Source organism: Streptomyces sp. NPDC048419 (assembly GCF_043200415.1).
GTDB lineage: Bacteria > Actinomycetota > Actinomycetes > Streptomycetales > Streptomycetaceae > Streptomyces.
Genome location: NZ_JBICXT010000018.1, coordinates 151,563 through 165,650, shown reverse-complemented (window position 1 = coordinate 165,650; position 14,088 = coordinate 151,563). Strand labels below are relative to the sequence as shown.

General features: G+C 69.9%; 12 protein-coding genes. All 12 read left to right on the top strand.

Annotated elements, in window-relative coordinates:
* Complete coding sequence (locus ACGFYN_RS32275; RefSeq protein ID WP_393869450.1) at positions 1–1,503, top strand: 4-hydroxyphenylacetate 3-hydroxylase family protein; 1,503 nt, start codon at positions 1–3, stop codon at positions 1,501–1,503.
* On the top strand, positions 1,500–4,529 hold the full coding sequence (locus tag ACGFYN_RS32270; protein ID WP_393869449.1) for a flavin reductase: 3,030 nt from the start codon (positions 1,500–1,502) through the stop codon (positions 4,527–4,529). The genes ACGFYN_RS32275 and ACGFYN_RS32270 overlap by 4 nt, the downstream gene beginning before the upstream one ends.
* Positions 4,526–5,605 carry an AMP-binding protein gene (locus tag ACGFYN_RS32265; protein ID WP_393869448.1) on the top strand — a complete coding sequence of 360 codons (1,080 nt, stop codon included), beginning with the start codon at positions 4,526–4,528 and terminating at the stop codon, positions 5,603–5,605. The genes ACGFYN_RS32270 and ACGFYN_RS32265 overlap by 4 nt, the downstream gene beginning before the upstream one ends.
* A 69-nt stretch (positions 5,606–5,674) precedes the next feature.
* Complete coding sequence (locus ACGFYN_RS32260) at positions 5,675–6,616, top strand: carbon-nitrogen hydrolase family protein (RefSeq protein WP_393869447.1); 942 nt, start codon at positions 5,675–5,677, stop codon at positions 6,614–6,616.
* Entirely contained in the window at positions 6,613–7,401 is a 789-nt protein-coding gene (locus ACGFYN_RS32255; RefSeq protein WP_393869446.1) for a carbon-nitrogen hydrolase family protein, read from the top strand. Before ACGFYN_RS32260 ends, ACGFYN_RS32255 begins: the two co-directional genes overlap by 4 nt.
* A gap of 1 nt (position 7,402) precedes the next feature.
* The gene (mfnA, locus tag ACGFYN_RS32250; protein ID WP_393869445.1) at positions 7,403–8,584 is read left to right on the top strand and encodes a tyrosine decarboxylase MfnA; all 1,182 of its coding nucleotides are present in this window, start codon (positions 7,403–7,405) and stop codon (positions 8,582–8,584) included.
* Positions 8,581–9,435, top strand: a complete 855-nt coding sequence (locus ACGFYN_RS32245) for a carbon-nitrogen hydrolase family protein (RefSeq protein ID WP_393869444.1) — start codon at positions 8,581–8,583, stop codon at positions 9,433–9,435. The genes mfnA and ACGFYN_RS32245 overlap by 4 nt, the downstream gene beginning before the upstream one ends.
* Entirely contained in the window at positions 9,432–10,211 is a 780-nt protein-coding gene (locus ACGFYN_RS32240) for an ABC transporter permease (protein WP_393869443.1), read from the top strand. Before ACGFYN_RS32245 ends, ACGFYN_RS32240 begins: the two co-directional genes overlap by 4 nt.
* Entirely contained in the window at positions 10,204–11,178 is a 975-nt protein-coding gene (locus ACGFYN_RS32235; RefSeq protein ID WP_393869442.1) for an ABC transporter ATP-binding protein, read from the top strand. The genes ACGFYN_RS32240 and ACGFYN_RS32235 overlap by 8 nt, the downstream gene beginning before the upstream one ends.
* A complete protein-coding gene (locus ACGFYN_RS32230; protein ID WP_393869441.1) occupies positions 11,175–12,554 on the top strand; it encodes a coproporphyrinogen-III oxidase family protein in 1,380 nt (459 codons plus the stop codon). The genes ACGFYN_RS32235 and ACGFYN_RS32230 overlap by 4 nt, the downstream gene beginning before the upstream one ends.
* The gene (locus ACGFYN_RS32225; protein ID WP_393869440.1) at positions 12,544–13,248 is read left to right on the top strand and encodes a class I SAM-dependent methyltransferase; all 705 of its coding nucleotides are present in this window, start codon (positions 12,544–12,546) and stop codon (positions 13,246–13,248) included. Before ACGFYN_RS32230 ends, ACGFYN_RS32225 begins: the two co-directional genes overlap by 11 nt.
* The gene (locus ACGFYN_RS32220) at positions 13,248–14,087 is read left to right on the top strand and encodes a carbon-nitrogen hydrolase family protein (RefSeq protein WP_393869439.1); all 840 of its coding nucleotides are present in this window, start codon (positions 13,248–13,250) and stop codon (positions 14,085–14,087) included. The genes ACGFYN_RS32225 and ACGFYN_RS32220 overlap by 1 nt, the downstream gene beginning before the upstream one ends.
* Position 14,088 lies beyond the last annotated feature (1 nt).

The window sequence follows — 14,088 nt, the reverse complement described above, 5'->3', positions numbered from 1 at the left end:
GTGACCACCCGAGGACCCGACGCCTCCCACGGCGTCACACCAACTGACGAGGCAGCCCTGCCGCCCGGCCCCGCCCAAGGCGCCTGGCGCGGTCCGGAGTACGTGGCCAGCCTCAAGGACGAGCGGGAGGTCTGGTGCGACGGCCGCCGTATCGACGTGACCGGCGACCCGGCCTTCCGGCCCATGCTGTCCACGCTGGCCGGCCTCTACGACGCCCAGCACCAGCCCGACCGCGCCGAGGCGATGCTGTACCGCTCGGAGACCTCCGGCAACCCGATCAGCCTGTCCTACCTGGCACCGACCGACCGCGACGAGCTGAGCCGCAAGTGGGCCAACTCCCACCGGTGGGCGGAGGCCTCCTACGGCCAGCTCTCCCGGGTGCCCGACTTCATGTCCAACGTCGTGGTCGGCCTCTACGACTTCCGGCACGAACTGGCCAAGGTCGACGAGGAGTTCGGGCGCAACGCGGAGAACTACCACCACTACTGCCGCGAGAACGACCTCACGCTCACCCACGGCCTGGGCGACCCGCAGATCGACCGCTCCGCGACCCCCGCCGAGCGGCCGGAACTGGGGCTGCGGGTGATCCGGCGCGACGCCGACGGCATCGTCGTGCGCGGCGCCAAACAGATCGCCACCCTGGCGCCCTACGCCCACGAGGTCCTCATCTACCTCTCACCCGCCAACTACCTGCGCGAGGACCCCAGTTACGTCTGCTGGTTCGCCGCCCCGCTGGCCACGCCGGGCCTGCGCGTCCTGTGCCGCAAGTCCTACACCGAAGGCTCCGAGGGCCTGTCCGCGCGCTACGACGAGCAGGACGCCATGCTGGTGTTCGACGACGTGTTCATCCCGATGAACCGCGTCTTCCTGCTGGAGGACTCCGCAACGGCCGTCCGCGGCTTCGGTGAGCTGAACAAGTGGTCGCTCTACACCGGCCAACTGCGCTACTACCACCGGCTGCGCTCCATGCTCGGCGTCGCCTCACTGCTCGCCCAGTCGATCGGCGTCGACAAGTTCCGCCAGGTCACGGACCTGCTCGGCGAACTCACCTCCTACGTCGAGATCGTGCGGCTCGGCCTGGCCGCCGTCGACGCCGAGAGCCGGCCCACCCCCTCGGGACTGCTCGCCCCCGGCTCGACGGCCGCCCTCGACGCCGTCGCCGGCGGCTTCTCCACCCGCGCCTCGGCGATCATCCGGCAGATCGGCGCCTCCGGTCTGATCATGCAGCCCTCGGAAGCCGACCTGACCACACCCGAGTTGCGCACGGTGCTGGACACCTACCTGTGCGGGCGCGAGATGCGGGTCGAGGACAAGGCCCGGCTCTTCCGGCTCGCCGCCGACCTCGTCGTCGACCGCTTCGGGATGCGCCAGGAGCTCTACGAGACGTGGAACCGCGGTGACCCCGCCCGGGTCCGCTCGATGCTCTACGCCCGCTATCCCGACCTGGAGCGCTGCGAGAGCCAGGCCCGAAAACTGGTCGAAGGGCGGAGCGACACCACATGAGCCTCGACAGGATTCGACTCGAGGGCGTCACGACCCACAACCTGAAGTCGGTCGACGTCTCCTTCCCCAAGGGGCAGTTGGTCGTCGCCGCGGGCGTCTCGGGATCGGGCAAGTCCTCCCTGGTCATCGACACCCTCTTCGAACACTCCAAGACGCTGTACCTGGGTGCGCTGTCCAGCAAGTCCCTCGACATGGGCGACGGCGACTACCAGTTCGACCGGATCGCGGGAACGCAGCCGCCGGTGGCCCTGCGCCAGCGCGACGGCGGCTCCACCAACCCCCGCTCGACCGTGGGCACCCTCACCGGCCTCGACGGGTTGTACCGGCTGCTGTTCGGGGCCGGATCGCGGCCGGTCTGCCCGGCCTGCCTCGGCCCGACCGGAGCGGACCTGTTCTGCGACGACTGCGGCTGCTTCGCCGAACCGCACACCGCCAAGCACTTCAGCCCCAACCGCAAGGAAGGCAAGTGCCTTGCCTGCGACGGCATCGGCGAACTCGTCGGCTTCTCCCTCGACAAGATCATCCCGGACCGCTCCAAGACGCTCACCGAGATCTGGGACGGCGCCGACCCCGGAACCTTCGCCGTGCCCAACATGCGCAAGGCCTTCGAGGCGATGGCCGCGGACATCGGCCTGGACCTCGGCCTGCCCTTCGAGAAGCTCAACCCGGAGCAGACCGAGCGGGTCCTGCACGGCTCGGACACCATCTACACGCTCAAGATCCGCAAGGTCACCAACGACTTCCGCTTCGAGGGCATCCTGGGCTTCCTCGAACGCGCCTACAAGAACGCCTCGACGCCCGCCCGCAAGAACGCCTTCGCCAACTACCTGGGACGGGAGGTCTGTTCCGCGTGCGACGGAGGCAGGCTGCGCCCCGAATCGCTCAGGGCGACGGTGGCCGGGCACACCTTCCACGACTTCCAGAGCGACGAACTCTCCCGCTCCATCGCCCGGTTGAGTGAGGCACTCTCCTCCGGCGGCCTGCCGGCGCAGGTACGCGAACTCGCCTCCGCCATCGTCAAACAGAGCGCGAACATCGACGACGTCGGTCTGGGCCACCTCCAACTGCAGCGGCCGGTCACCACCCTCTCCGGCGGCGAACTGCAACGACTGCTGCTGGCACAGCACCTGGCCAGCGACCTGACCGGCGTCATGTACGTCCTGGACGAACCGACCGCCGGCCTGCACGAGGCCGACACCGGCAAGATCCTCACCTCGCTGCGGCGGCTGCGCGACCTCGGCAACACCGTCATCCTCATCGAGCACGACGAATCGGTGATCCGCGCCGCCGACTGGATCGTCGAACTGGGTCCCGGCGCCGGATCCCGCGGCGGCGAGATCGTCTTCGAGGGCCGGTTCGCCGACCTGCTCAACCGCGCCGACTCGCCGACCGCGACCGCGATGCTCGCCGGCGGGCCGGCACGGGCGAAGCCCGACCTCACCGGCGCCCCCTGGCTCCAGGTCCGCGGCATCACCCGCAACAACGTCGTGGACGTCACCGCAAAACTCCCGCTCGGCGCACTGACCTGCGTCTCCGGCGTGTCCGGCGCCGGCAAGAGCTCCCTGGTGGCCGGCCTGCACGACGCGGTCTCCCGGGCCCTCGCCCAGCGCAAGACGGCCGCCGCGGCCGGAAGCGACGGCATCGACGGCGCCGACGCCCTGGACGACGTCATCTACATCGAGCAGCGCCCGATCGGCCGCTCCAGCCGCAGCACACTCGCCACCTACATCGGCATCAGCGACCACGTCCGCGACGCCTTCGCCGCCAGCGCCGACGCCGTCGAACGCGGCCTGGGACGCGGCGAGTTCAGCCCGAACGTCGCCGGCGGGCGGTGCGAAGCCTGCAAGGGACTCGGCCTGGCCGAGATCGAGATGACCCTGTTCAAGAGCGAGTTCATCGTCTGCCCCGAGTGCGACGGCCGCCGCTTCCAGGACCACGTCCTGGAGGTGCGGCTGGGCGACAAGAACATCTACGACGTGCTGTCGATGACCGTCGAGGACGCACTGGACTGGTTCGACGCCAAGAACCACCCCAAGGTCGTCCAGGCGCTCGGCGTGCTCAACGAGTTCGGCCTGGGCTACCTGCAGCTCGGCTGCTCGACCACCACCCTGTCCGGCGGTGAGGCGCAGCGCCTCAACCTGGCGGGCGAACTGCTCAAGCAGCGCCGCAGCCGCACCCTGTTCATCTTCGACGAACCGACACGCGGCCTGCACGCCGCCGACATCCGCCACCTGCTGGCCCTGTTCGAGCGGCTGATCTCCACCGGCAACACCATCGTGGTCATCGAGCACGACGTGAAGGTGATCGCCCTCGCCGACTGGGTGCTCGACCTCGGCCCCGGCGCGGGCCGCGACGGCGGCCGTCTGATCCACAGCGGCACCCCGGAGGACCTCGCCGCCAACCCGGCAAGCGTGACCGGCCAGTTCGTACGCCGACTGCACGAGGAACCCGCCGCGATCCCGCCCGCGCCCTCCGCGGACGGTCGGCCGAGCGCGCCACCGGACCTCGGCGTCATCGGCGACCTCCTGCCGCGCGCCGTCACGGTGGTCGCCGGTACGGCCCGGCAGCCCGGGCAGAGCGGGCCGACCCCGTACGGACTGGTGATCGGTTCGCTCACCGTCGTCTCCGACGAACTCGCCCTGATCGGCTTCCTGGTGCGCTCACGCAGCACCAGCTGGAGCGCCATCGCGGACACCGGCCGGTTCTGCGTCAACATCCTCGGCGAGGACCAGAGGGACCTGGCCGAGGCGTTCTCGCAGGGCAGGCCCGACAGTCGCTTCGACACCCTGTCGTGGACGCCGTCCGCCAACGGCTGCCCCCGCCTGTCCGGCGCCGTCGGCACGATCGACTGCACCGTGAAGTCGAGCTACCAGATCGGCGACCACCAGTTCGTGCTGGCCACGGTCGTCCACGCCGACATCGACGCCGGCACCGAACGCCGGCCCCTGCTGCGCACCGCACGCGACGACAGCACTCTCGACGAGCACGGGTGGCGCCGCTTCGCCCGGGAAACGGAGGCCAGGTGACGACGACCACGCCCATCGCCACCCACTACGAGCAGTTCCTGCACCTGCTCAGCGGCGACACGGAAGACAGCGGCGCCACCCGCGGCACCGGCGACCCTCGCGACACCCGCGACGCGGCGCCCGGCCGCGATGTCCTCCCCGCACGCTACGGCGAACGCATCGACGCCTCGGGCGCCACACAGGCCATCGTGATGAGCCGCGACGAGTGGATCCTCAACCAGATCGACCTCACCCTGGCACTGGGCCGGCTGCTCGGCGAGGACGACGTCGTCGTCTCGGCCGTACCCTACGAACTGTCCTTCATCGGCGCCGAGATGGACCGCGTGATCGAGATGGTCGGCGCCTCGGTGATCAGCGTCGGGACGAGCAGGACCATCTGCCCGATGGAGCGGCTGCTCGCCCTGATCGAGCAGTACCAGGTGACGGCCCTGGTGTGCGCGCCGAGCTTCGCCGCGGAGCTGGCGAGCCTCGCCCTCGCGCGCGGACAGCGGCCGCAGGACTCGACGATCCGCACGGTCGTCTGCGTGGGGGAGGCCAGCTCCACCGAGCGCCTCGATCGCATCGGCGCCACCTGGGCCGCGACGACCACCACCCTGTACGGGACACCGGCGACGCCGACGGCGGCCGTTCCCTGCGAGCACGGCGCACTGCACCTGTGCGAGCACCGGCTGCGGGCCGAGGCCGACGGCCACCCGCGCGGCGAACTGCTCCTGGACGGCTCACCGACCGGCGAACTCGTCGAGCTGCGGGCGGCCGGGAGCGGATGCGACTGCGGCTCCGCGAACCGGGTCCTGGTCCCGCTCGGCAGCACCGCCGCGGCCCTTCCCGGACCCCACGGCCTCATCTCGGCGGTGGACGTGGAGCGGATCGCCTTCCGCCAGACCGCGCTCACACCGCACTTCGCCTGCACCGTCCAGGACGGCGCCTTCCACGTGACCTGCGCCGTGACCGAGGCGGAAGCGCCGGCCGGCGGCGCGCTGGCGCAGGCGATCCGCGGCGAGATCGGCGACGCGCTCGGCGTCGCCGCCGAGGTCACCGTCGTCGACGCGAAGGACTGGAGCACCGCCACGTCATGACCTGCATCCGGCCGCGGCGCGAGGTCGCGGCGGCCGATCCACCGGTGGCATCCCGAGGAGACAAGACGTATGAGGGTAGCGGTAGTACAGACCCAATGGGTCGACGACCATGAGGACGGCCTGCGCAACGCCCATCAGGCGATCGAGGACGTCTGCCGCGGCGGCGACATCGACCTGGTGTGCTTTCCCGAGTTCCTGCTCGGCCCGCCCTGGTACATGCCGGGCCAGGACGGCCTCAAGGGGCGCACCGACACACCGATCCCGGGGCCCGTCGTCGACGGCTTCCAGTCCCTGGCCCGCGAACTCGGCACGCACATCCTGCTGGGCTCGATCGTCGAGGACACGCAGGACGGCATGTACCGCAACACGTCCCTGCTGATCGACCGGCAGGGCGTCATCACCGGACACGCCGTCAAGGCGCACGCGTTCGGCAACGAGATGGTGGTCTGCCGCCAGGCGGACTCCCTCGGCGTCATGTCCACCGAGTTCGGGAAGATCGGCATCGCCGTCTGCTCGGACTTCTGGATCCCGGAGGTCATCCGGATGCTGGCGCTGGCCGGCGCGCGGACCATCTTCGTGCCGGGCGGGACGCTGGGCCAGAACCAGCCGCTGATGGTGAACGCGCTGCGCACCGCGGCGTACCTGAACGACGTCAACATCGTCTACGCCAGCTCGGTCGGCGTCGTCCGCGGCAAACGCGGGGACCGGCTCGTCGAGATCCACTTCGCGGGCACCAGCCTGGTCACCCTCCCCCAGGGTGTGATCGCACAGGCCGGCAGCGACAAGCCGGAGATGCTCGTCGTCGACATCGACGAGCCCGCACGCGGCGACGGCCACCGCTGGCAGCAACTGCGCAGGCCCGCCGCCTACCAGAAGCTGCTCACCCGGTACGTCGGAGCCGACCGGGACCTCGCCGAGGAACTGCGGGCGAGCCTGACCGGGGGCGGCGGCCCGGACCGGGGCCGACCCGCCGCCGCCGCGACCAGTGCCAGTGAGGGGACCCGCCCGTGACCATCTTCGTAGCCCAGCACGCCCGCCGGGCGACCCCCGAGGCGACGGCCGCCGCCGTCCTCGACGACCTGGACAGCCGGGTCAGCGACGACGCCACCTTCGTCGTCCTGCCCGAGAACGCCTTCACCACCGGCGACGACGCCTCACCCCTGCCCGAGCACCTGCGCGAGCGATGCCTGGAGCGCCTGACGGCCCTCGCACGGACCCGGGGCACCTACGTGCTCACCGGCTCCTGGCCGGAGCAACGGCCCGACGGCGCCCTCGTGCAGGTGGCCCGGCTGCTGGACCCGAACGGATCGGCGTGCGCCCAGGTGGAGCGGGAGATCCTGCGCGACGGGACGACCGGCACCGGCGACGACTTCCCCGTCGTCGAGACGCCCCACGGCAACGTCGGCGTGCTGCTCGGCACCGACTTCTGGCTGGTCGAACCGCCCCGCATCCAATGCCTGGCGGGCGCGGACCTGCTGCTGGTGGCCGGGTCCCTCGACGGCACCCAGCAGGCCGCGCAGCGCGCCGCGGTGTGGGGCATCGCGACCATCAACACCGTCGCGGTCGCCTTCGCCGGCGCACTGAGCGCGCGCTGCGGCGGCGGCAGCGCCGTGGCGCTGCCCGAGGGATTCGCCGCCGAGGCCGGCACCGACGAGGTCATCCTGCAGGCCCCCTGGGACCTCGCCAAGCTCCGCCACCTGCGCGAACCCGACCTGCGCTTCCAGCAGACGCTCTGGTTCGGGCTGTGGGCACGCCGCACCGAGCTCTACGCCGACCTCACGGTGCAGGGGAGCTGAGATGCGCAACGCCGGACTTCCCGCCTCCGACGTCCGAGCAGGGATCGCGACGGAACTCGCGGACGACGTGCCGTGGAACCGGGTGCTGAACTCCATCTGCACCCAACCCCACCCACTGGGCGTGGAGATGGCGTCCGCCGCCGCGCACACCAACCTCGGCGACGTGCGCATCTTCCGCGGCACCAAGCGGATCGAGCGCAAGGTCGTCCGGCTGCTGCTCGACCTGCTGGGCAACCCCGGCGGATCGGGGAACCTGGTGTCCGGCGGAACCGAGGCGAACCTGATCGCCATGCTGGTCGCCCGCGAATCGGCGCGCGCCCGGGGCCGGTTGACCGACCGGCCCGAGGTCGTCGTCAGCAGCACCGTGCACTTCTCCTTCACCAAGATATTCGGCCTGCTGGGGCTCACCCCCGTCGTCGTCCCCGTCGACGACGCCCTGCGGCTGCCGGCCGCCGAGGTCGCCCGGCGCATCGGAGAGCACACCGTCGCGGTCGTCGCGACCGCGGGCAGCAGCGAGTTCGGGGTGGTCGACGCGGTCGACGAGATCGGACCGGCACTCGTGGGACACGACGTGCACCTGCACGTGGACGCCGCCACCGGCGGCTTCATCATCCCCTTCGCCCGCGAACTGGGCCGCGACCTGCCCCAGTTCGACTTCACCGTCGACGGCGTCGCCTCGATCACCATCGACCCGCACAAGTACGGACTGGCCAACGTCCCGGCCGGCGCCATCCTGTTCAAGGGCGCCCAGGACGCCGGACGCTTCGCCTTCGACTCCTTCTTCGTCGACACACCCGTACACAACACCCTGCTCGGCACCCGCCCCGGCTCCGCCGCCATCTCGACCTACGCGGTCCTTGAGCACCTGGGACGCGAGGGCTTCACGGCCATCACCCGCACCAACTTCGAGGTCACCGAGCACCTGGTGGCCCAACTGCGCGCGGCCGGGCACGAGTTGGCCACCGAACCGCAACTGAACATCGTGGTGGTCAAGATGGAGCACGCCACCCGCATCTCGCAGCTGCTGGAGTCCTGGGGCTGGATCGTCTCCACCTCCAAACGCTTCGGCGAGACCCTGCGCCTGGTCGTCACCCGGCACGTGACGACCCAGATGATCGACGAGTTCCTGCCCGTACTGGAACGGGCCCGCGCCCACGTCGCATCCGAGGTGGCGCTGCGATGAGCCTCTTCCGTGGCCCCGGCACCCGGCTGGCCGCCCTGCAGATGCGGATCGAGCCCGGGCAGCGCGAGGACAACCTGGCGCGGGCCGCCAAACTGCTGTCCACCGCCCGAGAACGCGAGAGCGACCTGGCGTGTCTGCCGGCGACGTTCGCCACCGGCCTCAACTTCCCCACACTGCGCACCGACGCGAGCGCCGAGGACGGCCCCGTCGTGCAGTTCCTCGCCGAGCAGGCGCGCACCCTGGGCATGCACATCGCCGCGGGCGTGCTGCTGTCGTCCGGACGCGACGTCTTCGACGCCGCCGTACTCGTCGGACCCACCGGCGAACCGCTCGGCTGGTACCGCCGCGCCTGCGTATGGGAGGGCGAGTCCGCGTACGTCTCCACCGGCTCACCGGGCGAGGTCATCGACACACCGGTCGGGCGGATCGGCCTACAGGTCAGCTACGACCTTCGCTTCCCCGAGGCGAGCCGGCACTGCCTCGCCCAGGACGCCGACCTGATCGTCTGCGTGGCGAACCTCTTCGGCCCGTTCTCGCACCCGCTGCGCTCGATCTGCCGTGCGCGGGCCGCCGACAACGAGTGCGCGCTGGTGTTCGCCAGCGGCGTCGGCGAGAACCGCTTCGCGAACATGACCTACCTCGGCCACAGCATGATCGTCGACGGTCTGGTGCAGGACGCCCGACAGGACCCGGAGGCGGACATCCTCGCCGAGGCCGGCCCCGGCAGCCACGAAACGGTGATCGACGCGCAGGTGCACTGGCGCCGGCGGCGCAAGACCCGCGCCGCACTGCCCTTCCACGGCGACCTGCGCTCGACCTGGACCACGACCCACGGGAGCCGCGCTCGATGAGGGCCCTACGTGTGCAGCCGGAATCCAGCTGGCTCGGCGACGTCCTGGGACTCGTCGCCATCGACATGCGGCAGTTCTTCGACAACCGCCTCTTCGCGATCTCGACGCTGCTGACGTCGGTGTCGATGGTGCTGGCCTTCGGCGCGGCCACCGACCAGATGGTCAGCCCGGCACCGACGGCCGCCAACTACTTCGGCTTCGTCTTCCCCGGCATCATCGGCGCCGGGATCATGTTCAGCTGCACCTACACCGTCGGCTACACGGTCATCATCGACCGCAACCGCCGCACCATCGAGGACCTGATCCTCTCGCCGCTGTCCTACTCGGGCTTCCTGCTCGCCCGGCTCGTCGGCGTCGTCCTCAAGTGCCTGTTCCAGTTCGTCCTGGTGGTCGTGCTCGGCGTCGGCGTCTTCGACGCCCGCATCGAGTCGCTGCCGCTGTTCCTGCTCGGCTTCCTCACCGCCTGCACGGCCTTCGCCGGACTCGGCATCCTCGTCGCCACCTACACCAACGAGATCTCCTTCCCGGCGGTCGTGAACATCATCGTCATCCCGCTCATGTACTTCGCCGGGATCTTCTTCCCGCTCACCAACCTCGGCACGCTCGGCGACGTCTTCGCCAAGCTCCCGCTCGCGGTGCACGTCGAGATCTTCCGCGCCGCCACCTCGCCCGACTTCTCGGCCTCCGCCTCCTCGATGGCCCTCGCGGTGGCGTACTCGTTCCTGGCCGTCGGCATCGCCGCATGGTCGTTCCGCAGGAGGATCGGCCATGGCTGACCCCACCAGCACCTCAACACCGGTGCTCTCGGTCTCCCGGCTCGCCTACCGGGTGAGCCCCGACTTCACGCTGCGCGCCGTCGACTTCGCGGTGGCCGCCGGCGAGGGCGTGGCCGTCATCGGCACCAACGGCGCCGGCAAGACCACCCTGATCCGGCTGGTCGCCGGCCTGCTGAACCCGGCCGACGGCGAGGTCCGCATCTGCGGCACCCCGGCCCGCCGCTGGGGCCAGGTCAGCCGCCACATCGGCTACGTCCAGCAGGCCAAGGACCTGCCCGACGGCGTCACCGTGGAGACGTACGTCAAGCACCAGCTCAAACTCCGCCGGGCCGACCCCGGCCGCTACGAGGAGCTGATCGCACTGGCGGACCTTACGCAGTACCGCCACCAGTACGTCCGCTCCCTGTCCGGCGGCAGCCAGCGCAAGCTGCACGTCATCTGCGCCGTCGCGCACCGGCCCGACCTGCTGATCCTCGACGAGCCGACCACGGGCCTTGACCCCACGGCCCGCGAGACGCTGCTGGAACTGCTGCGGAGCCTGAAGAAGGACGGCGTCGGCGTGCTGTTCGCCAGCCACCACCGCGACGAACTCCTCGCGCTGGCCGACTCGGTGGTGGTCCTGCACCAGGGCCACCAGGTCCAGGACGCCTCGCTGGACGCCGTCACCCGGTGGGGCGAGCGCTCCAGCCTGATCCTGGAGGCCTTCACCGACGCCCAGCTCACGCCGCTGCACACCTGGGCCGAACACCAGGCCACCACCGGCGACCTGATCCGTGCCGTCCACACCGTCGAGCACGGCGTGAAGCTCGACCTTCCCGACGGCGACCACCAAGACACGCTGGCCGCCCTGGTCGCCCGTGCCCACGCCGCGGGCCTCGCGCTGCGCTCCGCGTCCTACTTCCAACCCACCCTGGCGGACGTCGTCCGTTCCATCGTCGATCAAGTCGAACTGGGGGACCTCGCATGAGCATCACCACCACGACCACGAGCATGCCGTTCTGGAAGGAATATCCCGAGCGCGACAGCGAGTGGGTCAGGCAGTACCCGACCAAGCACGTCCCGGTGAACGAGGAGGAGGTGTTCGCCCGCAAGCAGATGGGGGTCTACGTCCACATCCCGTTCTGCAACCGGCTCTGCTTCAGCTGCCCCTACATCAAGCACCAGACCGACCGGGACCTGACCCGCACCTACCTGGAAGCGCTCAAGGCGGAGATCACCAACTACGCCGGCCGGCCCTACATCCAGGACCACGTCATCACCCTCGGCTACATCGGCGGCGGCACCCCGACCGCGCTGACCGCACCGCAGCTCGACGAACTGCTGGGCCACCTGTTCGGCAGCCTCAACGTCGAGGCGGACGCCGACTTCTCCATCGAGACCACCCCGGTCGACATCAGCGAGCGCAAGGCCAACGTCCTGCTGGAACGCGGCATCCGCCGCATCAGCCTCGGCGTGCAGACCTTCGTGCCGGAGGAACTGAAGAACATCGGCCGCCCCAACGACCCGGAGATGCTCAAGGAGAGCATCCGGCTGCTGCGCCGGTGCGGCTTCGAGAACATCAACATCGACCTGATGCACGGCATCAACGGGCAGACGATGGAGAGCTGGGAGCACAGCCTCGACGTCGCCATCGAACTCGGCGTCACCTGCGTCTCCTTCTACACGTACATGGAGTTCGCGCAGGTCTCCACCAAGCGCCGGAAGCTGCCGCCGGTCCCGGAGAAGGCCGTCGTCGACGAAATGTTCCTGTTCGCCGCCGACAAGCTCTCCAAGAACGGCTTCCTGGGCTACTACGGCGACTGCTTCGCCAAGCCCGGCTACCAGCCCAAGTACGGCGAGACGTCGTGGAGCGAGGACATCCCCATCATCCCGCTCGGCCCCACCGCGACCGGGCACCTGCGCGACCACTGGTACTTCAACGAGCCCGACATCGGCCGCTACATCCAGACCGTGATGGAGGGCCGGCTGCCCATCTCCATGGGCAAGCACATCACCAAGTCCGAGGCGATCCGCCGCTCGATGGTCCTCGGCGTCAAGGCCGGGCGGGTCAACCGCGAGCGGTTCCGCCGCATCCACGGCGTCGACTTCACGCAGATGTTCCGCGCCGAGATCGACGACCTGATCGAGAAGGAGCTGATCACCGCCGACGAGAACGGCATCGAGGTGACCGGCCCCAAGGGCTGGTACTACCTGGACAACATCTCCAAGGCGTTCTACTCACCGGAGTACCGCCGCTACCCGCAGCATCTGGGCGCGGACATCTCCAACTTCATCTCCTCGCAGCCGATCCCCCTGCAGATCACCCGCCGGCCCCAGGCCGAGGAGGTCGGCCATGACCACTGAGACCCGGCTGCTCGACCTCGGCGACCGCGTGCCGCAGCCGTCCCCGCACGACGACATCGACAAGGTGCGCTTCTACGACCTCGGCATGCGCCGCTCCGCCCTGATGGCCTACCAGCGGCCCAGCGACCGCATCCTGGCCCACGTCCGCGAGGGCATGACCGACCTGGTCGAGGTCGGCTTCAACACCGGCCTGCTGTCCCTGCACGTGGCCGGCAAACTGCCCGAACTGGCCGTGTCCGGGGTGGAGGAGAACCAGAACCTCGTCGACGTCGCCGAGGACAACCTGACCCTGGCCGTGTGGGCGAACAGCGCCGGCGACGTCGAGTTCGAGATGGCCAAGCTGAGCCGGCTGCCGTTCCCGGACGACTCCGCCGACATCGTCTTCTCGTTCTCCTCCCTGCACCGCTGGCGCCGCCCGGTGGAGACGCTCAAGGAGTGCGCCCGCATCTGCAAACCCGACGGCGTCGTGATCATCGAGGACATGAACCGGCACGCCGAGGAAGGGCACATCACCTTCATCCTGCAGTTCGTCAAGGAGGGCGGCGAGGAGTTCATGCGCTCGCTGCAGGCCGCGTACACCCGCGAGGAGGCGGCCGACCTGCTCCAGCAGGCCGGCCTGACCGACTGGCAGGTGGTCGAGGAGGACCTCGGCCTGGTGATCTCCTCGCGACCCCTCGAGCCGGTGAGCCCGTGATGCCCGGGACAACGATCGCCGTCGTCCAGATGGAGTCCAAACTCGGCAAGCCCGCCCAGAACCTGCGCCGCGCCGAGCACTACATCCGCGAGGCCGTCGAACAGCACGCGGACCTCATCTGCCTGCCCGAAGCCTTCTCCACCTCCGGCAACATCCTCGAAGTCGCCGACGTGTCGGTGCCCATCCCCGGACCGGAGACCGACTTCCTGTGCGAACAGGCCAAGCAGGCGGGCGCGCACATCGTGGCCGGCCTGCTGGAGCGCGGCGACGACGGCAAGTACTACAGCACCTCGGTCCTGGCCGGCCCGCAGGGAACCCTGCTCGGCCACTACCGGCGCGTGCACTGCCACGAACTGGAGGCCCGCTACCTCTCCGGCGGAACCCAATACCCCATCTTCGACGTCGAGTTCGGGCGCATCGGCCTCATGCAGGGCTACGACATCAACTTCCCCGAGGTCGCACGCGAGTACTGCCGCCGCGGAGTCGACATCATCGTCTGCTCCGCACTGGTCCCCGAGATGTTCGCCTACGTGGCCAACATGCGCCTGCCGGTGCGGGCGGTGGACGCCGAATGCATCATCGCCTTCGCGTCCGGCATCGGCACCAACCTGTACGCGGGCTTCGGCTACATGGGCCGCAGCCAGATCCTGGCGGACCCGCTGTTCCTGGAGGCCGAACGATTCGACTTCGTCGACGGCGACGAACGCATGGTGGACCTCGGCAAGGAGCCGGGCGTCGGCGTCGTCGACATCGACCTGGACCGCATGCGCCGCTACCGCACCAAGGCCACCCTGAGCGGCGACCTGAAACCGGCGACGTACTGGCAGCTCGGAGAGTGAA